Source organism: Bacillus cereus group sp. MYBK195-1 (assembly GCF_051916605.1).
Classification (GTDB): Bacteria; Bacillota; Bacilli; order Bacillales; family Bacillaceae_G; genus Bacillus_A; species Bacillus_A cereus.
In genome coordinates, this window is record NZ_JBQAGZ010000013.1 from 45,581 (window position 1) to 70,651 (window position 25,071).

Below are 25,071 nucleotides of genomic sequence, written 5' to 3' on the forward strand. Positions count from 1 at the left end.
AGTTAATATTTTGTTTGTATTTTATTTTAAAATTATCCTTTTTAAATAAAATAGATTAAAAAGGATAACGTTTTAATTCCTAATAAAGGGCGGTCTGTTTTAATTCTTTTACGATTAACAAGTTTATTTTTAATACTTAATTATTTACATCAAAGAAAATTATCATTTCCTCTGGATTAACTTCAAACCTAAAATTTTTGACAGGCAAAAATACTGGTGGTAATAGGACTTTTGTACCATCTTCCCACTCTACCTCATCCTCTTTCATAATTTCATATGGGTCATCTATTTCAAGAAACTTTTGATGGAAATTTGTATCAAATGTTTCTTCAATATATTCTAGAAGCTTTTTGACTAATTGAAATCTAGTAAGAAGGGTTTGATTAAGCCATTCAGTTAAATCGTCTCCTGCATCAAGAACTTTTATTAGAAATTTAGGTACTTCTTCAATGATAGCCATTATTAATTTTTTGATTTCACCACTTCCTGGAATTAAATCTTCGATGGCTTCTATAAGATCTTTTTTCAATATATCTCCTACAGTATCTGCAATATCAAAAAGATCAATATCAGGTATATCAGGTAAAATTGTTACTTTCCACTTACTTGGAGTACCCTCTTCACGAGATTGTTCAAAAATCCCATCTATCGATACTTCACTTCTAATAAAAGGTGCGAGATCCAGATCTCGGGATACATCCGGATTATTATCAAATATGCAAGTTTCTGGGATAGGATTTGGAACCGCACATCCATCACCGAGATTAGGTATTAAACAGCCGCCCCCAACACATATCTTATTAAAGTCTATATCAATTTTTAAAATAAGTTTTTCAAATGCAATATCTAATTCACTCATTCGAATTCGATCATTTAAAAGTTCAAAGTTTCCATTCTCTAATTTGACTATTCCTGATAAGGTCAAGGTAACTTTTCCAATAGGTGTATTAATATTAACTGATGTAGGTTTAATAATTTGTTTAAAGTTGTCTCGGTAAGAAAAAAATATTTTACGAAAAGTATTTTTGGAAACAGCCATTGTAACCTGACTCATGAGTTAGGCACCTCCACCTCTGTATCAATAAATAGCTTCAATTGATTTTCTGCAATAAGTGGATTGGGAACTACTGTTTTTGAAGGTGCAAAAATCAAATGAATGATTTTTAGTTTTTTATGTATGTTATAAACTGCAGTTTTAATATGTGATAATGCATCATAGGCAAAAATATCAAAAGTGTTTTTTAGTCCAATTGGGGTTATGTCTTTTAATTCTATACTATCAATTTTAGTTAACATAGAGGGAACCATTTTATCTTTTTCATCCTTATTTTTAGCTAATTCAACAATATCAAAATGACCAACAGCTCTTAATTCTAATTGAAAACACTCCAATTTTTCACTTTGTATTGTTATCTCTTCAACTGGCTCTATATAATTCAAGTCATTAATAATAAGTGGATCTAATATAGATTTATCAGGAATACCTATACCTAAATGAATAGTACCAGTTAGTTGAAATTGATTTTCATTTATTGAAGAATCTACAGGATGAAATTTAAATTCAATGTTTTCGAATTGATAACCAAAGTCTAAATTGTACTTTCCGTGAAACTTCAAAGGTTTTTTTATCGCTACGTATTGACTTCTATCTACATTGGAATCTGCTACAATTGGAACACATAATAATTCCGGTTTTTCATTTATTTTTTTGGTTCCGTAATTAAAAATAGATGGTCTCTGAAATTTTATATTATTAACAGCATGATTTATAGCCTCTTGGTTTAGCGCTAAATATACATCACTCTGAGCAGTATATGCCAATGTATATTCCCTCCTTATTTGTTTTATACAGTTTTTCAAATATTACTATACTGTAGCAATGATAGTTTATATCAAATAAATAATTTTTATTCTGTTCTATTTAATGTTTGAATTCTAGAATATTTAATATGAAAAATCATTAAAAAAATAAAAAAGATTTTTATCTAAGAATTTTATCAATTATAGAAGAAAGAACGTGAATCTAAAAATATGTATAAAACCGTGTTTGTTGTCTATTAAATAACATGGAGTGAAGCGACAAAAAAAGGAATAAAATATGATACCTATCTAGGCTTATTGGATTGTCTTATAAATTAAAGATGTTTAAAAGTAATAATTCATAGCAAATTAAATAAAGAATAGTAAGTGTCAAGTAAGACACTATAAAATGAAAAACTGAAATTTAATTATATAAATAATTAAAATCGTAATTACAGGAGGGTTAGAATTGAATTATCAAGAAGAGCTTGAAAGATTATTTAGATCTTTTCCCGAAGAAGGAGGGTTTCACGATCAATACGGTTACATTGTACATCAAATAAAAGAGCCAATGGGCACAGTATTGAAACCAGATGCAAGAGGAGAAGCAACATTATATACAGCAATTGCAACTGTGGCTATTGCCACGAGTAATTATAAGCAAGATAATTGGGATGAAAAATTTGCGAATGAAAAGCTCAAAGAATTATTAACAACTTTAATTGAAAAAAGTTGGGGTAATAAGGATAATCTGGGACGCGAACACCCAATTCGTCACCCAAAAGTCATTGATTACTATAGAGATGGAAACGATGTCAGGAATCGCATGAGTCCGTTATCAAAAGATAGTTTTGGAGCAATTTTAGCTGCGTCATACTATTCTTATTCTTGTCCAAATACAAGCCAAGAAGTTCGTAAATTAGCTCGTGATTTAATAACAAAATGGACTGAGTACTTAACCTTTTTCCAATGGCGAACTCATTCAATATATATTGAAGGCGAATTTGAATCTGATGGAGAAAAGTATAAAAATATTTATAGTGACAATAATCTAACACATCAAAAGTCATATAAAGGAATAGAGTCATTTATGTTATGGCCACATGAAATGTATGCTTTGCAGAATGTTGCAGCACATTTAGGTATATTAAAAAGTCCATGGAAAATCTGGGAGAACATTATCCCAGAACTTAATCAAACTATTATAGATTATGCTGTTCCATACATAGCTCAATATGCTGGAGAAGCTTTTGATAATTTATTAAAAAACTTCCATCCTCATATTTGGAATTTTGGAGTAGTAGAAAGTACATTTAAATTTGAAATCTCTTCAGATATTCGTGAACAAGTTGTTATAACTTTTAAAGATGCCATTGAAAATTTGTTACGTGAAATTGTAAGAATTGGGAACTATATCGATTATCAGAAGGATGGAATACTAGGGATTTTAATTAATCGTGTTCTTAATTTTTTCCCAGATGTTTTAGGTCCAAACAGCTGGCGTTCTATTCTAACAAAATCTTTAGAACTTGTATTACCATGGATTACCGGATCAGGATGGATAGAAGTTCTCACTTTTTTAGGTAGTTTACAATTATTAAAAAAAATGGATACTTCTACTATAAGTTATACTCTATGGGTATATTGTGTTGAATGCGAAATTAGACCAGAAATGACTGATATATTAAAAACAGCTTTACAAGATTTTTACAGTTACTTACGAAGTAATGATAATCCAAATAGTTTGTGGGCATGGATTGCTGAAGATTCCGGTAGAGTGAGTGAACACTTAAAATTATTTGAGTCACATAAGTGGGATTATTGGTGGAAATTCGCTTATCAAGAAAAAAAATTTAACGATTGGCTTAAAGAACCAGAGGATCCATCAACAAAGGAAGTAAATCAACTTAAAGATTGTCCCCGTTTGGACTTCTTAGTACTAAGTGGATTAGCTGAGAAAGGCGTTCCTGTTGGGATATTTCACTAAAATCAGATTTGTGTGAGAAACTACAAAAATTAACATTGTATAATGAAAAATTAAATCATATTGCATCAGAGTTAGTTATGGAAGAACTATATCTATATAGGGGCACTATACGTGCTCCTCAATTCAGAAGATTTTAATATCATCAAATTTCACAAGTGAATTTTTTCTTTGGTAAAGCATTTAGCAAAAAATTAATAACATGATCCACCACAAACAATATCCTCCTTTCGTTATTACAACGTAAAGTCTTCCATTGTCTTTCGAATCTCATCGGCTTCTACACCTATATATTGTAACGTTTGCCCTTGTGTCGCATGACCAAATAGTTTCATTTAAAATATCTCATCTTGTCGTGCTCCCACTCATTTTTTCTAAAATGTAACGTGGTTTAGAGAACTTTGCAACAGAACCACTTTATGTGTTAAGAATCTTTGCAGCACAACCAATTTTTTCTTGTGTACATAATTTAATCCACTAAAAAGAAAACTAATTAAGTATTTGATTAAAATCTAATTCTTTACTACAAATTTAAATTAATTCTTTAAATTTGCAAAAGGAGGTAAAATATGGTTTTAAAGGTTGAAGCAATCAAATTTAATTATGACCCTTATTCAAATGATAAAGATGCAATAAATATAAGAAAAAATGCCTCGGAGTTTATAGAGGTTCCTGAATGGAAACATGGCCAAACTCGAGCGAATGAGTCAGTGGCAGTATATTCCATTAAAGATACACTCGGTAAATCCATTACCATAAAGGTTAAAATTACCTGTACAAATCCACAGCTTTTCGAAGCAGAAATACGTGCCGTACATTTAACTTCTTCAAATTTTGGAGAAGTTAAAGCAAGAAGGGTAGTATTCAGTCCTAATGGATCTACGGATTTTGAAATATTTCAAATAGAAAGTCCCCAACTTTGGGACCGTGGTGTAGGAAGCTACTTTGTAGAATGGCTGTGGCAGTACCGAGAGACCCCCTCCCAACCTTGGACAGATTTCGAAAAAACTTACCATAAGATATATACTATCCTAGAGGTTTCCAACTCCCCTTGGCAACAGACTCCTTATGATACTGCTAATACCCAATTGCCTTGGGCAGATGCACTAAATTATGCATGTGAATGGGTTGCAGGGGCTCATACCTTAGATGATGTTGCCGGACGCATAACACAACAAATATATAGCTATGGGGAAAGTACGCCTCCACTGCTTGAGTATGATTGTCCTGGTGGAGGTTCATCAAATTATTCGTATCCAAAGTTTAATTGTACTGCCTTTTTAGAACTTCTGAGAGGTGGTATAGGTAATGGCCCTTATATAAATTGCAGTGATTGTGCAACAATTGTTTCGACTTTTGCTAACTTACTCGGATGCATCCTCTGGCAGTGCAGAATGGGAGGAGATTACTTCCCTATAAATCCTATTCTTGCCATAGGGACTAAGACGTGGAATCGTGCTTGCGGATTGGGTGGTTTTTCATACCATGAAGTTGCATGGAAAGGACAATGCACTTCAAGTGACGAATTATTTGATGCCTGCTTACAGGTAGATGGTGATCACGACCCTGAATCAATACCGCACGCTCCGTTACTTCCTGTTGATATTAAATTTGATATTCCAGATGAAAGAGAAAACTCATATTTATATAAGCTAGTTCCACCTTCTGGCTATTCAAAATGTAAACCTGTTTCCGCAACCCGTGTATGTAGACCAATTTTTTAGATAGAGGAGCAAAAGTATGGATAAAAAAAACGATAGTAATCTAAAAAAGGCCTATTCGTTTGAATCATGGTATGGTTCGAATAAATTAAATGAGGATCTCTTTGTTTTAAATTTTTCATTACAGAAAAGTAACTTTCCTGATTGGGATGCGCATAGAATTCAACGTCTAGATATTAATGATGGAAGATACCATACAACATCCATATGGAAACATAAGGACAAGAGGGCAGAATCATTTTTTAAGGTGGATGTTTTCGAATGCAAATCACGAACGGATGCACACAAATATTTGCTGCAACTTCTTGGAGAATTTCAATTACCTATTTCGGAACAACAAGAACAAATTGAAGTAGGGGATATAGCTTTTGATATTCTAAAAGATACCAACTTACTATTTGCACGTGCTAACCTTGTTTTTTTCGTTAGAAATGTAGGTCGAGAACCAATGCCTGTCACAAAAACAGTTCTCAATCTTGACAGAGACCTTGTCAGTAAACCAGAAATATTGGAATTAGAATCTGCATTACATATGGTGAAGATGAGCTCACCGGAAAATAATATTAAACCAGGTGATCAAATACCACTTAAAATCAAGGAAACTGAAAAGACTGGGCCACAACCTTTATACAAATTCTTTTCTAATACTGGTGAAATATTATTAAAAGATAAAGAACTTGTATACACTCCCCAATCATTAGGAAATCAAGTAGTTGATTTCTTTAAAATTAATGAGGGCAATAAATCTATCTATCAAAAATTGATAGTTGATATATAAAAATCCCTACGATTATTAATGTATAAAGAAAATGGTTGAAAACATGTGATAGTAAAACATTATAAGGATTAAACTTTTACTGTCCAATTTAATTTAAAATTGGACTTCTCTAAGATAGGATTGGTTTTACTAGGAAGAACTAAATAATAAACACATCTTCTGTTTAATACAGAAGATGTGTTGTTATGAAAACTACAGAGGTTGTTGGGTGAATCGAAACAACACGTTCCATCAAAATTTTAGATACATCGCAATAACTTAAAGAAAAGCAACAATACTAGCTAACGGTTACCAAGATTATATCTTTCTCAAACTGTTTTCCTTTAAAGTATCTCATCTGTTATACACCTATTCATTTTTTCTAAAATGTAATGTGTTTTAGAAAACTTTACAACAGAATCCTTAAGCTTATCTATTAAAGGAGTCATAGACCCACCAATGTATATCGTTAAAGGGTTTCCTTTTTACATTTGTCCCACAATGCACTTCTCCTGATAGTTTATGGTAACTATACCAATCGTCAATAAAAATAGCATTACGTGTTGGTAAAGCGTCTCTAATATACTTCTCAAAAGCACATTCACCATTAATTTGTGGTCCATATGGTTTTGGGATTAAACTTGTATCCCCAATTACAAGATGGTTTACCATATCTGGAAAATATGCTAAGGTTCTCTCGTCTGTTGAAGGAGATTCAAACAGTACAGGAACATGAACCATATCATTTTCAACTAAGCCCAATTCTTCTTTTAAGATGTTTATATTTAAATTCATATACTTTTGGAAAGTTTCATTGGCTTTTCTAAGTTTATCATCCAATAGTATTTCGTTTATCGTGATTTCTGCAGAATTGGAATCAGGATCTACTGCTTTTCTAAATCCCTTAAATAAAGAAACGTCACCATAGCCCTCATTCCTTAAATCTTCTAATAAATTATAGGTGGTTAAAGGAGATGCGACAAGTAGTTTAAAGCCTTTTTTATTTTGTATAGGAACAAAATTAATAATTTCATCTACATGCCCGACTGCCAACCAGTCTGAGTAAATCTCTATAGGGCTCTGCACTTTCTGAGCATAAAGAAAATATCTAATTTCTGGCATTATTTCTCTTTCATTTACTCTACTTGTACTATAGTTTCTACCTCCAAAGATAATTCGTCCAAATGGATAATTCTTACCACGTACTGATACAGGCGGACTAACTTCTAAATTACCGAAAGAATCCAAAGAATTAGAGGTACTACCACCAATTTGAAAATGCCCAAAGTCTGGCCCAAGTAATTTTTTTTCTGGAAAAGGGTCTAATTCACGGTCTCTAGGACTATCAAAAACCACTGGCATGATGTGAGTAGGACTCTCACAGTACCCTATTTCAATTTCATCTTGTATCCATCTATCTCCCCTGTTTTCATAAGGTGGAATAATTACTAATGGTATATTTAATTTATTACAGGCTTTAGAAAGTTCCTCTAAAAATTTTTCATTTCCACTATACTGTTCGTCCATTTCACAAGTATATACAATCTCTGCTGGCAAAGTGTTAGGTGTCATAATCCATGGCGCTACTCTCATAACTACGGTGTCAATACCAACTATTGCACCATTTGTTTGTTTTTCTCTGAGGTGTAATTCAATAGTAATTAAGCCTTCAAAGTCTTTATTTGGGAAATCATGGGCTTCAATATAAAGTTCTTCTCCTTGATGCTTTAAAGGGGTAGATATATTCAAAGGTACAGAACCACTATTCTTTCCCATTATACATGTAAGAGTATTATCAGCAGATTTTCTATATATACTAAACCGAGAAGATGATTTTGGAGTTGCATAAAGAACTAGCTCTAATGGCTCAGGAAGTATATCTATTCCTGTGGGACGAACAATCATCTTACTTATCTCGCTTTTTTCTCCATTAAATGGTTGGATATCAGAAATGTCTTTATCATTATTAACCATAATTATTGAACCTTTCGAACTTTCTCCCCAAGTCCATTCGGATTTACCAATTTCATTTTCATCAATATTTGAGTCTCTATTGGCATCTACGTCCAGTTGAATTTGAAAAGTGTAAATATCATATCTAACTTCTTTTAAAACTTCTCCTGAAGTTGACATATACTCTAAAATGAAATTCCCTTCTCCCACTGTTTCACTAAATACCTCGAGTATACTAGGTGCTGGGACTGCCGAATTTGAGATTAATTCAAATTCCTCATCATTAGTTTCTTTATAGCATTTTAATTTTAATCCATTTAATTGTTTGACCGTAATTTTGTCGCTGTAATTGTTTATATGGATTATACTATGAGGGCCGCCTAGTTTTTGAAATAACAAGTATCTATCCATTTTTACCTCCCTTAATGAATTTTCATATGAGAATATTGTAGACAAAATAATAAATTTTATTCTTAGTTATACTGTGGGGAAAGAATATAGTATTATCTAAATTTTAAGTATCTGTAATTGTTCATACATGAGGAAATGAAAGTTTTGGATTTGTAGAGGCTGTTTACAAAATCGGTTAGCACCTTCGCATAATGGGGTTGGCAAAATTGGTTTTATTGCAAAGTTTTTAATACATAGAGACATGAGGAGATTATAATCAAATTTTATGAAACTGTGAATAAATGAACATATCTGTTTTATTGCATGTAACACCTAAAAAAACCATTATGACACTTCGTATAAAATACTTTAAATGAGTATCTATATCGTAATAAATTATAAAAAATATAAGTACAGGTCAATAGAGAAGAATGGTGCATTCTTACTGAAACATATATATTTATATTTAAAAGTAATATATATGTTTGAGATGTATATATAGTTATACATAACTATTAATCATAAGAATGTCCACCATCACCATCCATCCTTTATCTTCTATTCTTTTTAAAATGACTCAACTATGAATTAATGTGTAATTTTTATATAACAAAGAAAAAAGTACTTACTTCCGTAGGTACTTTATCATTGGGTTAATGGATGCTTTCGATGTATTTAAATTAAGGATAGATAGTAGAACCCCAACATCCAGTCAAGAAATAGTTACCTCGCAAAACAAAAAAATGAATTGAATTCTAATGTGAAAAGTAATTTTTATAAAAAGGGCGAAGAAGAGATAATTTATTTTGACGGAAGTATTATTAAAGATGATGAAGATCACTTTCGTCTATACTTAAATCCCAAAGACTATGCTCGTTATTTTAGAATTAAAAATACAGATGTAGCCGTATAAATCAATGAATATTCAGAAAAAACGCATAAAAATTGGGTATTGCGCCTACAATGGGATTTACCCTGTACAAAATACTTTAAGTACCTATTAAAAAAAGGATAGACGTTGAATTTATACATATTTAAAAGGATAAAGTAGCTGGTAATTATTCTATCTCCCAAAACGCAAGTACATTAATGTAAAAAGAATCTTCCTTTAAATTAAGAAGATTCTTTTTATACATACTTATTTTATTAAAATTTATAATACTAAGGCTCTATTTACTAATTACCTAGAAAATTATTAATACATTATACAGATCAAATTGTTAATTTATTTTTAGCCATCTTAGCATCTATCAATCTTTGTTCCTCTAATGATATATCTAACATATTACAGATCCTTTGTTTATCATCATAATTAACATTAAACATATATAAATAATCTCGTGCCATATAACGTAACAAAATAGTTGCAAATACATTTCCATTAATACGATTTTTAAAGTTTCTTATATCGTTAAACGGAAATGATGTAAAATAATCTAATTTGATTGAAATATCAATCAAATTAACAGCTATACTATTATGCTTATCTAAAACCTTTTTAAATGTTTCTGTAAGATTATCTGTACCTACAGAATTTGAAACTTTTTTTATGAAATGATAAGAAATCGCAGAACAGAAATTAAATAATATCTTTTTAGATGTTTCTTCAATTTTTTCCTCTTCAACTAGCCCTTTTTTCTCAATAAATGCATTGATTGTTTGAACCACTGCATCTGTATCTTCTGCAAGGGTAGCTAAAAACATATTTAATGATCTTAACCCTAATAAATATGCTTCTTGGCAAAGATTTATTTTATCCCCAGCCTTTATAGAGCCATAATAATTCTTTAATATCTGTCCAATAATCTCTATAGTCTTAAAGGATAAATTTAATTGTGCCACTAAATCTGATTCATTTTCAATTTCATCTTCTAATTCTTGTATATTACCATCAAATTCATACTGCTCTTGTTCTATACTATCTTTCCTGATCAGTACTTCTTTTCTATTTTCTTGAATTTCCCTATTTTTTAGAACCAACTTAGGAATTTCTCCAATTAAACCATTTAATTTCTTTACATCATCATCTAACTGAACAGATTTAGTACCCTTAAATATCTGTTCGGCTTGCTTAAGAACTTGCGCTATAATGAATGGATCCTTAGATAGATGTGTTAAAAACATAAGGATATTTGCATACTCCTCTATATAAAGTTTTTTACACATTTCTTCAATTAGCTTTCTTATTTCAACATCATGGATATTGTTAGATAAATATTTCGCTACAAAGTAATAATAAATATACTTATATTTGAATTTAAAGTTATTAGCTGTATTTTCAAGTATAGATGCCTTTAATAATCTTTGTAAGTATCCCTCAAAATCATGAATTAAATCATATTCTTGGCAAAACCAATAATGAAAAGTTTTCAAATCCTCTTTTGTAAGTTCAATAATATTTTCCTTGAAAAAGTAATATGACAATTCTTTAATATAATTACTATAAGCATCTATTTGTTCATTATTCATATCAATTTTTCCTAAAGCCTGCGTAATTAATAGATCGTAGTAATATCCATAAGAGCTTTCACTTAAATTATGAGGTATACCACTTTCTAGAGTTTGTAATATAACCAACAGGAATATTGGATAAGATGGTACATAGTTACTTCCTATAATTGTATTTAAATGATGAGTAGTCTTATCATTCTTTCTTATAAGCTCATCATCACCAAGAAACTCTACCTGTCCGAGATAATTCCATTTAGTAATTAATTCATTTCTTAGGTAATGACCAAATGGTCTAAATTCATACTGATTATAATTTTGGAAAACATTATCCCCGTCTTCATATAGTACGTCCGTAATTTTAAATAAATCATTTGCCATAATAACAATATTCTCATAAAATTGATTTATTCTATTCAAGAATATATGTTTATATTTACTGTTTATCTTACATTTATCAAAATCATCTATTATTAATACTTTTTTTAATCGATCTAATTGTTTAAATTCCTCCAACCTTTCACCATCATATTGAATTCCAAATTCAGTATGTACTAATTTATTAAATTCATCTATATTGGTACTTTTTATTTTAGCACCCTCAATTAATACAGGGACGTAATCGTTATTAATATAATGTCTATATAACACCTTACACATTGTACTTTTCCCTGATTTTTCTTCACCTGTAATTAAATATTTATCTCTTTCTTTGATATTATTAATTATATCTAATGAATTAATAACATCTTTAATCCTTCTATCCTTTTCATCAAATTTCAAAACGCCAAGATCAGGAAATACATATATATCTTCTAGTAGTAACTCCGCTTTTCTTGGATGACTAAAACTAGCCCCTGGATCATTAAGCTTATTTTGAAATTCTGTATTAGGTAATAATCTTGTTTTATTAATGCCCAGCTTATTTACATAACTTACCCATCCATTTGTTACATCTATTCTATTATAAATATCTTTTTCAAATTCATAACTAACCACATTCTGTTCTTTTTTCCCTAAGTCTAATAGAATTAAATTGAACTTGCTGACATTTGGATCCCAGTTTTCCTGAAGAACTCCTCCCTCTATATATTCCGTATAATTCCCCTTGAAATCCCGCTTCAAACTCGCAGTATCTACATGCTCATGCCCGGTTAATATTAAATCTGATGTATTTTCTACTTGTGTTCTAAATTCTCTTGCATTATCAGGTTCTATCCAATGGAACGGATGATGCAAGATACTGATAGAAATATCTCCTTTATATTTTTGAATCTCTTCGGAGTACCTTGTAATAGGAAAATACATCCCTCCAGCATTTTCTTTAAGTTGTGAAACCCAAGCCGTATTATACATGTTAAAAATGAGTGTATAGTCACCAATACTATACCTAAAAATACGTAATAATTTATCGGTATATACCTGACAATCATTATCAGAATAAAGGCTGTCAAATTCAAAAAAGTTTTTTTGCACCTCACAGCAACCTGCTATCATACTCTCATCTAAAACACCTAATCCATTTTGTTTTAGATTGTTAATTATTAAATCTCTTATTGTATTAGGTTTTAAATCACAATCATGATTTCCTGGTATCATTAGAATTTTAATTTTTTTCCCTAAATAATCAAATAGTTGATTTTGCAAAGTATCTATTATATCTATTGCAACTTCATACTCTTTTTCTTGACCAGAAAAGGCAACATCTCCAGAAATAATTAAAAATATTTCCTCAATCCCAATTAATTCATTCCTTAATGCAGAATAAATATTTTGTACCTTAGAAAGTATATGATTATCCTCATTTTTCAAATGGATATCACTTAAATGAATAATACCTACCTTCATACGCAATCCCCTTTTACTTTTTATTGAATATCTGAATGGAATTATTTAAAATGCAAAATTAATACATTTTATATTCTATTATATACCATTTATAACATAAAAAAATAAGGACTAAACTTTATTCTTTAGTCCTTATTCCTATAATATTTATTTAATACTTAAACCAAATTAATTGTCCTATCTTTATGGATAATTTACCGTTACTTATAATATGGTTCACCCTATAAAAAGAAAATCCCTATTCAACAATAGAGGGAGTACATAATCGTTTGTAAAGGTATACCTTTACAAACATAGGAGACCTATCTATGAAACGTTGAAACATCAAGTTTACAAAGGTGGTTCGAATTATTTTATAAACGTTTATTTTTAATGAACACCTTTATAAACAAAAATGGTATAATTGCGGTAACTAATGTAAGGAGAATAAAAAACGTGGCAAATATTTATGGATATATACGTGTAAGTACAAAAGATCAAAATGAACAACGTCAGTTACATAAGATGATGGAACGAGGTGTGGAAGCTCGACGCATTTTTGTCGATAAAGCAAGTGGACGACATTTTGATCGCCCTCAATATCAATTATTACGAAAAATATTAAGTACAAGTGATATTGTTTACATAGATGCCTTAGATCGTATGGGCCGCAATTATGATGAGGTAATTTCAGAATGGAAGTATATAACAAGAGAATTACAAGCTGATATCATAGTTTTAGAAAATGAAACCCTGTTTGATAGTCGGAAATTTCGTGAGATGGGTGATATGGGTCGATTGATGGAAGATCAATTTTTATCTTTGCTATCCTATGTTGCAGATCAAGAGCGCAAAAAAATTCATCAGCGACAAGCAGAAGGGATTGCGGTAGCTAAATCTCAAGGAAAACATTTAGGCCGTCCTCAATTGAATCTTTCGACCTTAAGCAAACAACAAATATATATAATAGAAGAAACTCATTCAAAATGGAAAAGTGGAGAAATAACCGCTATTATGTTTATGGAAATGTTAGAGCTAAAGAAAAACACCTTTTATAAAATAATGAAGGAATATGAAGAGAACAAATTACAAACTAACTAAATGAAGAATAAGAGCCGGATGTTTCTCAGAGTAGAAAATCCGGCTCATTTTATGTTGAAATTTGCTTAGCATATATTTTCGTTAAACTGTGGGCGAGATCCCATAAAGATAAAAACCAAATATTAATTAGACATTGAATTATATACATAATTTCTTTTAAAGAATGAAGCGATAAGGCTCCTAACCGCAAGGACTGCAGGGATCGCCTAATTAATTAGAGTTCAATAGAACTCTTTACTTATGAATCCGTCACTTCTAAACAAAGTGAAAAGGGAGGTAGTTCAACCTCTGCCCATAAACATAAGATTTTTAAAAAAAGGACCTCTTAACATACAAAAAATGTATAAAAGATATATGTTATAAATATATATCTTTTATACATTTTATATCTATCCTTATGATTTCATAAAGTTATTTTTTCGTTAATGCTTTTGCTTGTTTAATTCTTGCAAATATAGAGCTAGACTTATACACTAATACAGCCCCGTGATACAAACGAATATTAACTGCAAACAGTATAATAATAGTAATTACTAAAATACTTATTGAAGCAATAGGCTCCCATAACATTAGCTCTGTCGTATTCATTCTCATTGGCATAATCATTGATGATGTAAATGGAATGAACGAAAAAACTTTTACAATTATATTATTTGGATCAACAATTCCAAAAGTCATTACAAAAAAACCTACCATTACGAGCATAACTGCAGGTAATAAAGCTTGACTAGTTTCCTCAACCTTTGTAACAAGAGCACCCAATAATGCCCCAATGAATAAGTAGAGAACATATGCTAATAGAATAAATAAAATAGTAAATATGAAATATGAAATAGAAATCATTTCTATTACATCTTTTATAACATCCCAGTACTCTCCACCAATTAAATACGTTATACTAAACGCATATGCAACTATTATTACTATTTGAGTCACACCTACACAAAGAATACCCACAATTTTTGAAAGTAGATGCGTTGTGGGTGATACACTAGATATTAATATTTCCATTATTCGTGTACCCTTTTCACTTGCCACATCTGTTGTAATCATCGATAAGTAAGAAAGAATAAATATATAAATTAGAAATCCTACTGCATATGAGACAATAGCACCTAATTCCTCATTTTGATTGTTCTTTTCAGTATTATTTAGGTTAGTTTCTTTCAAATTTATATTTGAATTCAATATTTTTTGTGCTTGTTCGGAATTTAATTTCATTTGTTCAATTGTAAAAAGCTGATTACTTGTTTTTAAGTCTTGTGTAATAAGTGACATTTCGCTAACAGATAATGAATCTTCTGTTCTTAACTCTGCTTCTAACTGATTGCTAGCGTTTGATTTTAAAAGTAGTACGGCATCAGCTTTCCCATCTTTGACTTTTTTATCCGCCGATGAAACATCACTGTTTAATTTTTGATATTTTATTGTTTTGGTATCCTTTAAAAATGAAGTAATATTTTCCTCAGCTTGATTAACAACTATAATTTTTGTTGAACTACTTTCGGAATTTATCAGCTTTTGAACTTTTGGCCATAATACAAGAGCTGTAATTATCAAAAGAATAAGAGTTGTTGTGATAATAAACATTTTATTTTTCAGCTTTTCAGTATATATATGAGAAGTTAAAAATTTGAAGTTAGACATGCTTTTCACCTACTTTAATTTTAAATATGTCTTCTAGAGATAAATAATCTAGGCTAAAACGCTCAATAAACCCTTTTTGGGTAACATAGTTAAAAATATTAGGAGCTACAGACTCATTCTCCAACAACATATGATAATAATTTTTTTGTTTAGTTATATTAATTACTCCAGGAAGTACACTCAATTCTTCTTTTGAAAATGGTCCTCGAATAGTCAAATTAACTTTTCCAAAACTCTCTTTTAACTTATCAATTGAACCGGAATATAGCGATTTCCCTTTACGTAATAAACATATATTATTACAGAGTTCTTCAACATGATCCATACGGTGACTAGAAAAGATAATTGTTGTACCCATTTCTTTCAATAAAATAATAGACTCTTTTAGTAAATTCGCATTTATAGGATCCAACCCACTAAATGGTTCATCTAAGATTAAAAGTTTAGGTTTATGTATTAAACTTAAAATTAATTGTACCTTTTGTTGATTTCCTTTTGATAGAGTTTCTGTTAATGATTTACGTTTATCTTCTAACTCAAATTTTTTGAGCCAATACGTTATCTCATCTTTTAATACATTCTTTTCTTTTCCCTTTAAACGTCCAAATAATAAAATTTGCTTTTCAACAGATAATTTAGGGTACATTCCTCGTTCTTCCGGTAAATATCCAATGTTACTACTTCCTAAGTTACCCTTATTACCAGAATCCCACTTAATTGTTCCTGAAGATGGTTCTAATAAACCTAAAATCATTCTAAATGTTGTCGTTTTACCTGCACCATTTTGTCCAATTAAACCAAATATCTCTCCAGGTGGAACTTCAAATGATAAATTATCTACGGCTATAAAATCCCCATATTTCTTTGTGATGTTTTCAACTTTCAATACTGACACCAACCTTTTAAACTATTGTATATCCATAATCAATTATAATGTTTTGCCCTCGAATCGCTCTGCTTTTATCTGATATAAGAAATTCTAAAGTGTTAACTACATCTTCATTATCAAGCAAACGTCCATATGGGATTTTTTTTAATAATTTTTTTCCTTCATGTGTAGAAAAATAATATTCATTACTTTCATTTCTAATGTAAGTTGGAGAAATACAATTAATTTTTATATCTTTCTCTTTATCTTGTAAAAAATCTATTGTTAGATTTTTTATTAGATGTATAAGTGCAGCTTTAGATGTACCATAATCAATTCTATTTTCATGAGCAACAACACCATTTTGTGAAGCAATTGCTACTATTGAAACTTCTTTATTTAGGAATCTATATATTCCCTTTAAAAAAAACAAAAAGGCTGACAAGTTAGTCTCCATTGTGTGATTCCAAGTCTCTTTAGAAATGTCATAAAAATTACTAATGGAATTTATTCCAACTAAATTCACAATAGCATCTACTTTGAAGTTATTTTCTTCTAATAAAGAAAATAACTCACAGTAAGTATTAGAATTTGATATATCAAATTCTAATGACACAATATTGGTATCTATAATGTTTTTTTTCAATTTTTTATCTAAGCAAATCATATTGTATTTTCCACTGAAATGTTTTTGTACGGTCTTGCCTAAATATCCTTCAGACCCTAATATAATCATGTTCTTCATATAAAACACCCTCACACTACTATATAAATTTAATAATCTTGTTCGATACTTTTTATGATAATGTAAAGTGCTTTCTTTAATTTTTCTTCTTCAATAAGTAATGGTGGAAAAATAGTTAAACCACATTCATTTAATGTTGGAGAATTATAGTAATACGTTAGCACTCCGAAATTTTTTAACCGATCCAATATACGATACATTACTTTCAAATCTTTTAATGGAATAGACAACATGCTACCTTGCCCTCGAAATTCAATGTTTTTTGAATTTAAAGAATTTCCATACAAAGACTCTATTTTCTTAACTTGTTCAACAATTAGACTTTCATATTTTCTATAAAATGATAATGTCTGTAAAGCAGATGATATTCCTAAAATATTTCCATTTTGCGTTGAAAAATGTTCAATATGACTAGATTGTAACCCATTGATGATTTTTTCATTTATAGCTACTACTCCGAAAGGTAATATGCCGTTATTAATAGCTTTACTTAGTATTAAAATATCTGGTGCATAATTTAAATCATAATATTTAAATCTAGAACCTGTTCTATAAAATCCGGTTGCAACCTCATCAAAAACAATTAATATATCATTCTCTTTGCATACCTTCATTATGCTATTTAAATATTCATTAGGAATTGTTAATGTTCCAGATGAACCAATTATAGGCTCTAATAAAAATGCAGAAATTTTATCCGCATTATTAGTTAAATATGCTAGGATATTTTCTAAAGATATTTTGTCTGTAGGATAAGTTTTGAATTCAATATTGTTTATTTTTGGTTCATATATTTCTGTAATTTCTTGATCTATACCACTAACTGACATACCACCAAAGAAAGTGCCATGATATCCTTCTCGAAAAGATAGTATTATTTTTTCCTTCCCAGCAAACTGCCGAATAAGTTTTATTGATAATTCTGTTCCTTCAGAACCACTATTTGTGTAGAATATCTTTGAAAAGTCAGATTGATTATTATTGATAAAATCCAATAATGCATCTGCATATTCATTATAAATTTCATGTTGATATGAATGAATATCTAAAAAAGGAATCCCCTTTTTAAATATTTCCGAAAAAGATTTCTCTATTTCTGCATAAAGTTCTACATTATAGCCTAAAGACACATTCCACAGCCCGCTTCTTAAATCCAAATATTTTTTACCAAAGGTATCAAATATATATGTTCCTTCCATTCTTTTTACATTTATATCAAATTGAGGTTCCTGATCAAGCGCCCCCATCGGAATACTATAACTTCGACTACTCATTTTTTCTCATCTCCACTAATAGATATATATTCTCTTTTAACAGAACATTAAGAGAATAATTATTCCTCTCACACATTTCATTTAATATGTCCAGAGTATATAATTTTTCAAGGGAATAACCCAATTTATTAGGGATACTATAGCTACGATGCTCCATTTTTTCTCATCTCCACCAATAGGTATACATTATTTTCTACCAGAACATTAAGAGAATAGTTATTGCGCTCACAAATTCCATTTAATATTTCTAAACTATATACATTTTTAACAGAATAACCTAATTTTTTTTGGTTTTCGCCCTGTAAGTACACATTTAAAATAAAGTGTGGATAGCTCAAATAATTAGCAAAAAAGATTTTCTTACCTTTCTGAGTTGAAATATTTACTTTTCCATCTAGTTTGTCGAGAGAATCTGGATTAATAAAATCAAATATAATGGATCCACCTTCATCAAGTAATTCTTTGATGGTCATTACGAAACTTTCAAAATCTTCGTGAGAGAACAAAGAAATTGTAGTTGCAGGAATAATAATTTTCGAAAAAGATATTCCCATTTCACGTAATTCCTCTGTATCTTGTACTCTTATATTAAATATTTTATGTCTATATTCGCTTAATATATAACTAGTCATCTCTTGTGAGGGCTCTATTCCATATATATTAAAACCCTGCTTGGAAAGGGGATTAAATATACGCCCCGACCCAGAACCAATCTCAAGAATAACATCATCTTTAGCTAATATGTTTTTAAACATCTCTAAATCATCTTTGTTTAACTCTTGATTATAAAATGTTACAAAATCTTCATCTAAATAAACCTCATCTAGAATTTGAACATCCGGTATATCTAATTTCTTTTTAAATGGTCCAAAGAATTTTTTATCATGCATTCTTGATTAACTCCTTAAATTCATTTAATAGAATTTCATAGTTTTCACCTAAGGAAGACTTTACTTCAGAGTTATCTAGCATATCTTTTAAATATGCTTCTAGTAATAAGTGAAATACTTCATTAACTTTAAAAAACTGCCCCGTACTAACCGAGTAACACATTTGTGAATCTTCAGTTTTAATGCCTATCAAATTAAAATTGGAGTCATTATCTTGATATGGGAATTGGAACGAAGTATATGGGGTAATAAATTTGCTACATTTACTTTTAATTGAGCACATTAAACCTAAAAATAAAGGATAGAGTAATATCATTGGATTTTTAGTGCTGGTTACATTTTTATTATTACTTAAAATAATCATCAATTCTTGATAACTAAGTTCAATTTGTTTAGATAACCTATTAGTTCTTAAATAATCTTTATAGATACCATCAGCAGAATAAAATAACCTATTACATCCCTCTATATTAGCAATCGTAGCATAGTCAATATAGCCAAGAATCTGTGATTCATTCACAACTTGACTAGTTTCCTTTATACTATGTAATATATTGTCCAATTCAGTTTTAGTTATAGTTATATACTCTTTTCTACTTATGGATAAATCTATTTCGTTTGTTGACAAGATTGGAAATGGAATCAGATCGGAATAGTTTTGACCTTCCATTGTTTCTTTACAATATATTGCACTATTAATGCCCATATTATTAAAGATTGTATCGCTTATCTCGTCTAATAGTCCCATATCATCTATGTATAAATGCTTAATTAATTTTTTGTTCAAATTAGCTGGATACATACCAGTAATTAATGCATGTCTACCATTTTTTAATTGATATGTCGAGAAATCTTTTTCCGTAATCGCTTCTAAGGAAGAAAAATCTATACTTTGATAAGCATCTAAGCATACTTCCTTATAGCCCATTAACTGTTGTAATTTATTATCATATAAATAGAAATTCACTTCTGACAAAGTATTCAAGTAATTTATTAATTTAATTATTCGATTAGGGTTTCCCAAACAGATAAAGCAGTAATCTTCACAATCTTGAAAATCTAAATATTCCAAAAAATCAAGAATTGAATTGTTATCAAAATCAAAACAGTCTAAATCATAATTCCCTTGAATTAAGTTATTTTGATTAATAGCTTGTAACATTCCTATTTTATTTTCACTTATTATTGTTACTAACTCCATTTTACTTATTCCCCTCTAATCAATATGATATATCATTTTTTAACATTTTTTGATACTTAACTAGTTTTTTAATTACATGATATAGAATAATAATACTCCAAGCAGTAACTATATAAATGCTCCATTGACCTATGTGTATTTTTGTTAATTTGTTCAAATAATAAATTGAATATGACCAAATTCCAACTACCCCTAAACCAGATAATAAACCATATATACATAATACTGTTTTTTCAGTTGTATTAAATTTATTACGGTATTCCCCATACTTTCTTCCTTGAAATGAAAGTAAATATTTAAAACTTTTTCCTCTTAAATTTGTGATATTGGTTAATTGGACCAGTATCCAATAACCATCTAATTTAATTATTGGGGTTAAGTTAAATATTATATTAACAATATTAAATCCTATATAATAAATCAGCAGATCAATATTTTTTCCGTTAGAAAATAATATAAAACACAAAATGGAAGAAATACAAATTAATATAATTTGGCTGAATACTCCTCCTAATAAAACCAGCAATTTATGTCGTTTTTTCTTGAATAAATATATAGAACTAACATCACAATAAAAGGCAGGACTTAAATATAAAAACATTACGCCTATTTCTTTGACTTTACCACCAAAACGATAACATAAGATTGCATGCGCCATTTCATGCACAAATATTGTTAAAGTAATAAGTATATACATAGAAATTATAATACCGATATTTACATTACTAAATTTAACTGTACCCATCCATTCATTTATGTTTAAAAATAAAGTAGTCATTCCTACTATCACAATTGTTAAAAATAAAGAAAGAATTATTGGAATATGTTTTCCTGTATAAAGCCATTCATTCTTCGCGAAAAAATCCGATGGATTTTTTCTAAATAGATAAAACCGAGACAATTCACTTTTCTTTTTTTTATGGGCTAATTTTAACGATTTTTCCTCACTCAAAAATCCTAGACTTTCGTAATTTTCCCATAAAAATTGTTGTTGGTCTTTTGATAAAAATGTACTAGTTGTGTCTTGTCCTTTATATATATCTAATAAATATTGAACTTCAACATTCCCAACTTTTATATAAGATTGTGTAATAGTGTTGGTCAATATATATGATGTTTCTGACGTTTTTTGTAAATTTATGAAATCTGGAAGTTGATGCATTCGCTTCCTCCATATACTCATTATTTGACAATAGAGCCTAGAAATAAAATTTCTAGGCTCTATTCATTAATTTAAGTTAAAGCAAGGGCAAGGGCACCAACAGCAGCTCCTGCTGCTGCTGCTCCATCTGTCACGCCTGATAAAAAGTCGTGCATTGCTCCTGGAGCAATTACTTCTTCCATAAGTTCGAATTGTAATGTTAATTCTGGATTAGTTACGTTTTCCATGTAAAATCTACCTCCCAGTTAATATTAAGTTAGAACTGCAATACCTACACCAATACCAATACCACTAACAAAGCCACCGCCTGCCATCCAACCCACTACATACGGATCCATGTTACCTGGTGCTTGCATAGTTTCTAATTTTTCAAACATTAATTTCTGCTTTTTCATTAGAAATACCTCCTTCTTTTGTTATTTGTGAATCTTTATATAGAAATATAATGACGATTCGATTTCATTATATTCCCATATATTTAAATAATCAACAGAATACTATAGTTAAATAGGACTTTTTCGTCACAATTTAGACACATTTGTCCTCTGAAATCTATATATTTTTTTTTACATTTATGACTACAAATAATGTACAATGGTATTTATTACATAATAGACAACTAGAATAATACATAGTTAATGTATAGTAATAAATAACACTAAAAGAGAATACAGGTTTGATTTTTTCTATAATTTATACAAACTAACATGATATTATTCTATTAAAAGGTAATACATCACTATAAATTTTTATAATATTATTTAGAGATGTATTAATAGGAGGTGAGGAATTGGTCAAGAATTTACCTTTGCTAACATTGATGTTTATTACAGGTTGTATTATTTCATTAATTACATCTAAAGTAGAAATGATTCCTGCTTTGGAATGGACATTACGAGGAGTAGGGTTTATTATCACTATTTGGAGCATAATAGCTTTACTGTTACATCTCCGCATCTATAATAGCCCTAAAAAATAAAACAACTATAAATTTAAAAAATGCAAACAATTAAAATACATTTTAATTGTTTGCATTTTTTATTAATTGGATAACTAAAAACATGATTTTAGCGAAATAGACACATTCTTATGTAACTATTCCCAATAGTTGATGAATGAAGTTCACTTTATTCTGGATACACTCGCTCGACAAAGTAAGTTGTCTTTTTTAGAGTACTACTTATCCGTATGCCTAAGTTTAGAAGAGTAAATACGCGAATCATTAATATTTTGTTTTTTAGATAAAAAAACTCCCATTTAGTACTAAGTTGATATTAGTTTGACATATACTATGGATTATATTATTTTAATCATCAAATGCTATATTACTTAATAATGTATTGAATAAACTTTTAATTGAAGGTGATTATTTGTCCAAAAATAATATAATTGAAATGGATCAGTTAACAGATTTAGCATACTACATTCTTCTATCACTTCTTGAAGAAAAACATGGATACTCCATTATGAAGCATGTTGAAACTCTCACTAACGGAGAGGTTACAATTGGTCCTGCATCATTATATCCATCATTAAAAAAACTACAGCATGCGGGATTTATTCAATTACTTGAAGATAAGCATGACCGTAGAAAAACATATCTAGCTACTCAAAAAGGAAAAATAATATTGATGAATGAAATTGAAAGAAGAAGTAAAATGGTAGACCATGGGAAATCGGCTTTAAAAAGTTCTTTTACAAAGTTTCTTAACAGATAAAAACCGTATAGATTTACCGAAATTAATCACCTAATGGTAGGTGATTAATTTCGGTAAATACATAAAAAAGTTCTTTCGGGATGAAAGAACCTTTTTATGTAACACTAGTATCTTTTTTTACTTCTATTTCTTTTAATGAATCTATAAATTTTATCCATGACAAACGCTTCTTGTTCTTTCCAAATAGCCTCAGCTTCGTCTAATGTAACTACTTTCACTAATTCCTCAATTGCTGTATCTTTAACTAAAAATGTAGCTACAGTTCCTGTAGATGTTGAATATTTAGTAATAACTGAATCTATAATAGTATCAATTTCCAGTACATTCTTATTAGATTTATCTTCATTTGGATTACTTTCTTTTAATATTTTTTTATCAGAAAGTTCTTTTAATCGGGAGTTTAGAATAAATTCTACATAACCGATTGGCGAATCAATATCTGAACGAAAACGTATATCCTCAATTATCTCTAATACAATCTCCTTATGATTTGCCCATTTCTCAAAAACTTTTGGAAATACTTTTTCTTTACAACGTTCTTCAAATCTTTTAATTTTTTGCTCGAATGTATTTGGCTGTTGAAACTTATCTAATTTCTTTTCAAAATGAACTAAATCAGAATCTTTCCTTTTCTGAGCACGAATGATGAATCTAATTTTTTGTACTTTCCTACCTAGTTTAATTTCCTCAAATTCAAAAGAAATATCAGTTTTTTTGTTTAATTCTTTTTGAGAAGGCTTCAATACACGTTGCTTGAAATTTGCATAGTTAGGGTATACATCCATTGCATCTAAATAATACCTTAAATTTTCTAGACTAATTGTACGTTCCCTTAAATCTTCATATTGCTTAAGTAGTTCATAAATACGTATAGCATATGTACTTTTTAATTTAACAACATTAGCCAACCTATAGCTTGTAAATTTGCTGCTTAGTTCTAATAAGAATGGCTTTAATAAAGGATCGAAACGCATATCAATTGTCCCTTTATTTCTATTGTAAATTGCCGAAGAAAGCCAAGATACTTGTATTAATTCTTCCCCTACTCGAATTTCAATTACTTTAGATAATAGTTCCTTTGTAATTTTACTTAACTCTGTATATTTAGTAGATCCATTCAAACCAAGTAAATCATGAAATTGTTTAATTGGGAATGTGTATGTTTTAAAATCCCGGTCGTTGGGTTCAATATTACTAGCCAAACAAAGTAATATTTTTTGTTCAACTAAATTCAAACGTGAATTAGCTTCAATCAAAGTATTTGATTTGGAAACAATATTATTCTCTTTAATTTGTAAATCTTGATTTATAGACATATCTACATACGTCATTCCTTTCTTACCCCTATTGCTAAATTAACTATAACAAACAAAGTCAATTTGTTATAGTTAATTTATTTCAAAATCTTGTAATAGATTTCCAACTGTAAGATGTCTAAGTACTCTACATAACATAATTATGTAGAATACTAAAATAATGAAAATTAATCTTTTTAAATTAATAAAAATAAATATTATGTACCAAATTTGTTATCTTTTAAACCGTTTTTGTTATAGATGAAACCAAATTTGTTATCTTTTAAACC

General features: G+C 29.4%; 20 protein-coding genes and 1 pseudogene. 6 read left to right on the forward strand and 15 right to left on the reverse strand.

Going from position 1 to position 25,071, the window contains the following annotated elements:
* Positions 1 to 136: 136 nt before the first annotated feature.
* Both ACTFRY_RS28485 and ACTFRY_RS28490 read right to left on the reverse strand, forming a co-directional pair.
* Positions 137 to 1,054: a hypothetical protein gene (locus ACTFRY_RS28485; RefSeq protein WP_440032481.1), complete on the reverse strand. Its 918-nt coding sequence runs from the start codon at positions 1,052 to 1,054 to the stop codon at positions 137 to 139.
* Complete coding sequence (locus ACTFRY_RS28490) at positions 1,051 to 1,821, reverse strand: hypothetical protein (protein ID WP_440032482.1); 771 nt, start codon at positions 1,819 to 1,821, stop codon at positions 1,051 to 1,053. Before ACTFRY_RS28490 ends, ACTFRY_RS28485 begins: the two co-directional genes overlap by 4 nt.
* Before the next feature lie 448 nt (positions 1,822 to 2,269).
* Between ACTFRY_RS28490 and ACTFRY_RS28495 the strand changes: the two genes are divergently transcribed.
* From ACTFRY_RS28495 to ACTFRY_RS28505, 3 genes are all read left to right on the forward strand, one after another.
* Positions 2,270 to 3,787, forward strand: coding sequence for a hypothetical protein (locus tag ACTFRY_RS28495; RefSeq protein WP_440032483.1), 1,518 nt, complete (start codon positions 2,270 to 2,272; stop codon positions 3,785 to 3,787).
* A 566-nt stretch (positions 3,788 to 4,353) separates the two neighbouring features.
* Entirely contained in the window at positions 4,354 to 5,508 is a 1,155-nt protein-coding gene (locus tag ACTFRY_RS28500) for a hypothetical protein (RefSeq protein ID WP_440032484.1), read from the forward strand.
* 16 nt (positions 5,509 to 5,524) lie between these two features.
* Positions 5,525 to 6,283 (forward strand): hypothetical protein, encoded by a 759-nt coding sequence (locus ACTFRY_RS28505; RefSeq protein WP_440032485.1) that lies wholly within the window; start codon positions 5,525 to 5,527, stop codon positions 6,281 to 6,283.
* 199 nt (positions 6,284 to 6,482) lie between these two features.
* Here the strand turns inward: ACTFRY_RS28505 and ACTFRY_RS28510 are convergent.
* The 3 genes and pseudogenes from ACTFRY_RS28510 to ACTFRY_RS28520 all read right to left on the reverse strand — a co-directional run.
* Positions 6,483 to 6,620, reverse strand: a pseudogene (locus ACTFRY_RS28510) (IS6 family transposase); the annotation flags it as partial.
* Positions 6,621 to 6,691: 71 nt separating this feature from the next.
* Positions 6,692 to 8,626: a protein-arginine deiminase family protein gene (locus tag ACTFRY_RS28515; protein ID WP_440032486.1), complete on the reverse strand. Its 1,935-nt coding sequence runs from the start codon at positions 8,624 to 8,626 to the stop codon at positions 6,692 to 6,694.
* A gap of 1,191 nt (positions 8,627 to 9,817) precedes the next feature.
* Positions 9,818 to 12,901, reverse strand: a complete 3,084-nt coding sequence (locus ACTFRY_RS28520) for an STAND family AAA ATPase (protein ID WP_440032487.1) — start codon at positions 12,899 to 12,901, stop codon at positions 9,818 to 9,820.
* Between the two features lie 435 nt (positions 12,902 to 13,336).
* Here ACTFRY_RS28520 and ACTFRY_RS28525 point away from each other — a divergent pair, with 435 nt between their 5' ends.
* Entirely contained in the window at positions 13,337 to 13,981 is a 645-nt protein-coding gene (locus ACTFRY_RS28525; protein WP_098832597.1) for a recombinase family protein, read from the forward strand.
* 411 nt (positions 13,982 to 14,392) lie between these two features.
* Here the strand turns inward: ACTFRY_RS28525 and ACTFRY_RS28530 are convergent, their stop codons facing one another.
* From ACTFRY_RS28530 to ACTFRY_RS28570, 9 genes are all read right to left on the reverse strand, one after another.
* Positions 14,393 to 15,628 (reverse strand): ABC transporter permease, encoded by a 1,236-nt coding sequence (locus tag ACTFRY_RS28530; RefSeq protein ID WP_249671151.1) that lies wholly within the window; start codon positions 15,626 to 15,628, stop codon positions 14,393 to 14,395.
* On the reverse strand, positions 15,621 to 16,514 hold the full coding sequence (locus ACTFRY_RS28535; protein WP_098832599.1) for an ABC transporter ATP-binding protein: 894 nt from the start codon (positions 16,512 to 16,514) through the stop codon (positions 15,621 to 15,623). Before ACTFRY_RS28535 ends, ACTFRY_RS28530 begins: the two co-directional genes overlap by 8 nt.
* A gap of 16 nt (positions 16,515 to 16,530) precedes the next feature.
* On the reverse strand, positions 16,531 to 17,241 hold the full coding sequence (locus ACTFRY_RS28540; protein WP_098832600.1) for an SDR family oxidoreductase: 711 nt from the start codon (positions 17,239 to 17,241) through the stop codon (positions 16,531 to 16,533).
* 29 nt (positions 17,242 to 17,270) lie between these two features.
* Entirely contained in the window at positions 17,271 to 18,515 is a 1,245-nt protein-coding gene (locus ACTFRY_RS28545; protein WP_249671149.1) for an aminotransferase class III-fold pyridoxal phosphate-dependent enzyme, read from the reverse strand.
* A gap of 143 nt (positions 18,516 to 18,658) precedes the next feature.
* Entirely contained in the window at positions 18,659 to 19,405 is a 747-nt protein-coding gene (locus ACTFRY_RS28550; RefSeq protein ID WP_098832602.1) for a class I SAM-dependent methyltransferase, read from the reverse strand.
* Positions 19,398 to 20,606 carry a hypothetical protein gene (locus ACTFRY_RS28555; protein WP_098832603.1) on the reverse strand — a complete coding sequence of 403 codons (1,209 nt, stop codon included), beginning with the start codon at positions 20,604 to 20,606 and terminating at the stop codon, positions 19,398 to 19,400. The genes ACTFRY_RS28550 and ACTFRY_RS28555 overlap by 8 nt, the downstream gene beginning before the upstream one ends.
* Before the next feature lie 19 nt (positions 20,607 to 20,625).
* Complete coding sequence (locus ACTFRY_RS28560) at positions 20,626 to 21,768, reverse strand: hypothetical protein (protein ID WP_098832604.1); 1,143 nt, start codon at positions 21,766 to 21,768, stop codon at positions 20,626 to 20,628.
* Between the two features lie 71 nt (positions 21,769 to 21,839).
* Positions 21,840 to 21,995, reverse strand: coding sequence for a hypothetical protein (locus ACTFRY_RS28565; RefSeq protein WP_153881767.1), 156 nt, complete (start codon positions 21,993 to 21,995; stop codon positions 21,840 to 21,842).
* Positions 21,996 to 22,019: 24 nt separating this feature from the next.
* Positions 22,020 to 22,163, reverse strand: coding sequence for a hypothetical protein (locus tag ACTFRY_RS28570; protein WP_153881768.1), 144 nt, complete (start codon positions 22,161 to 22,163; stop codon positions 22,020 to 22,022).
* Between the two features lie 395 nt (positions 22,164 to 22,558).
* Here ACTFRY_RS28570 and ACTFRY_RS28575 point away from each other — a divergent pair, with 395 nt between their 5' ends.
* On the forward strand, positions 22,559 to 22,747 hold the full coding sequence (locus ACTFRY_RS28575) for a hypothetical protein (protein ID WP_088322212.1): 189 nt from the start codon (positions 22,559 to 22,561) through the stop codon (positions 22,745 to 22,747).
* A 391-nt stretch (positions 22,748 to 23,138) separates the two neighbouring features.
* Positions 23,139 to 23,486: a PadR family transcriptional regulator gene (locus ACTFRY_RS28580; RefSeq protein ID WP_098832605.1), complete on the forward strand. Its 348-nt coding sequence runs from the start codon at positions 23,139 to 23,141 to the stop codon at positions 23,484 to 23,486.
* Positions 23,487 to 23,590: 104 nt separating this feature from the next.
* On the opposite strand, the gene ACTFRY_RS28585 is transcribed toward ACTFRY_RS28580, so the two are convergent.
* Positions 23,591 to 24,817, reverse strand: coding sequence for a replication initiation protein (locus ACTFRY_RS28585; RefSeq protein WP_098832606.1), 1,227 nt, complete (start codon positions 24,815 to 24,817; stop codon positions 23,591 to 23,593).
* Between the last annotated feature and the right edge of the window lie 254 nt (positions 24,818 to 25,071).

Coding starts and splice junctions, on each gene's coding strand:
- ACTFRY_RS28485 (WP_440032481.1), bottom strand. CDS start 1,054: ATGAGTCAGGTTACAATGGCTGTTTCCAAAAATACTTTTCGTAAAATA.
- ACTFRY_RS28530 (WP_249671151.1), bottom strand. CDS start 15,628: ATGTCTAACTTCAAATTTTTAACTTCTCATATATATACTGAAAAGCTG.
- ACTFRY_RS28505 (WP_440032485.1), top strand. CDS start 5,525: ATGGATAAAAAAAACGATAGTAATCTAAAAAAGGCCTATTCGTTTGAA.
- ACTFRY_RS28585 (WP_098832606.1), bottom strand. CDS start 24,817: ATGACGTATGTAGATATGTCTATAAATCAAGATTTACAAATTAAAGAG.
- ACTFRY_RS28560 (WP_098832604.1), bottom strand. CDS start 21,768: ATGCATCAACTTCCAGATTTCATAAATTTACAAAAAACGTCAGAAACA.
- ACTFRY_RS28550 (WP_098832602.1), bottom strand. CDS start 19,405: ATGCATGATAAAAAATTCTTTGGACCATTTAAAAAGAAATTAGATATA.
- ACTFRY_RS28555 (WP_098832603.1), bottom strand. CDS start 20,606: ATGGAGTTAGTAACAATAATAAGTGAAAATAAAATAGGAATGTTACAA.
- ACTFRY_RS28570 (WP_153881768.1), bottom strand. CDS start 22,163: ATGAAAAAGCAGAAATTAATGTTTGAAAAATTAGAAACTATGCAAGCA.
- ACTFRY_RS28515 (WP_440032486.1), bottom strand. CDS start 8,626: ATGGATAGATACTTGTTATTTCAAAAACTAGGCGGCCCTCATAGTATA.
- ACTFRY_RS28540 (WP_098832600.1), bottom strand. CDS start 17,241: ATGAAGAACATGATTATATTAGGGTCTGAAGGATATTTAGGCAAGACC.
- ACTFRY_RS28565 (WP_153881767.1), bottom strand. CDS start 21,995: ATGGAAAACGTAACTAATCCAGAATTAACATTACAATTCGAACTTATG.
- ACTFRY_RS28545 (WP_249671149.1), bottom strand. CDS start 18,515: ATGAGTAGTCGAAGTTATAGTATTCCGATGGGGGCGCTTGATCAGGAA.
- ACTFRY_RS28520 (WP_440032487.1), bottom strand. CDS start 12,901: ATGAAGGTAGGTATTATTCATTTAAGTGATATCCATTTGAAAAATGAG.
- ACTFRY_RS28500 (WP_440032484.1), top strand. CDS start 4,354: ATGGTTTTAAAGGTTGAAGCAATCAAATTTAATTATGACCCTTATTCA.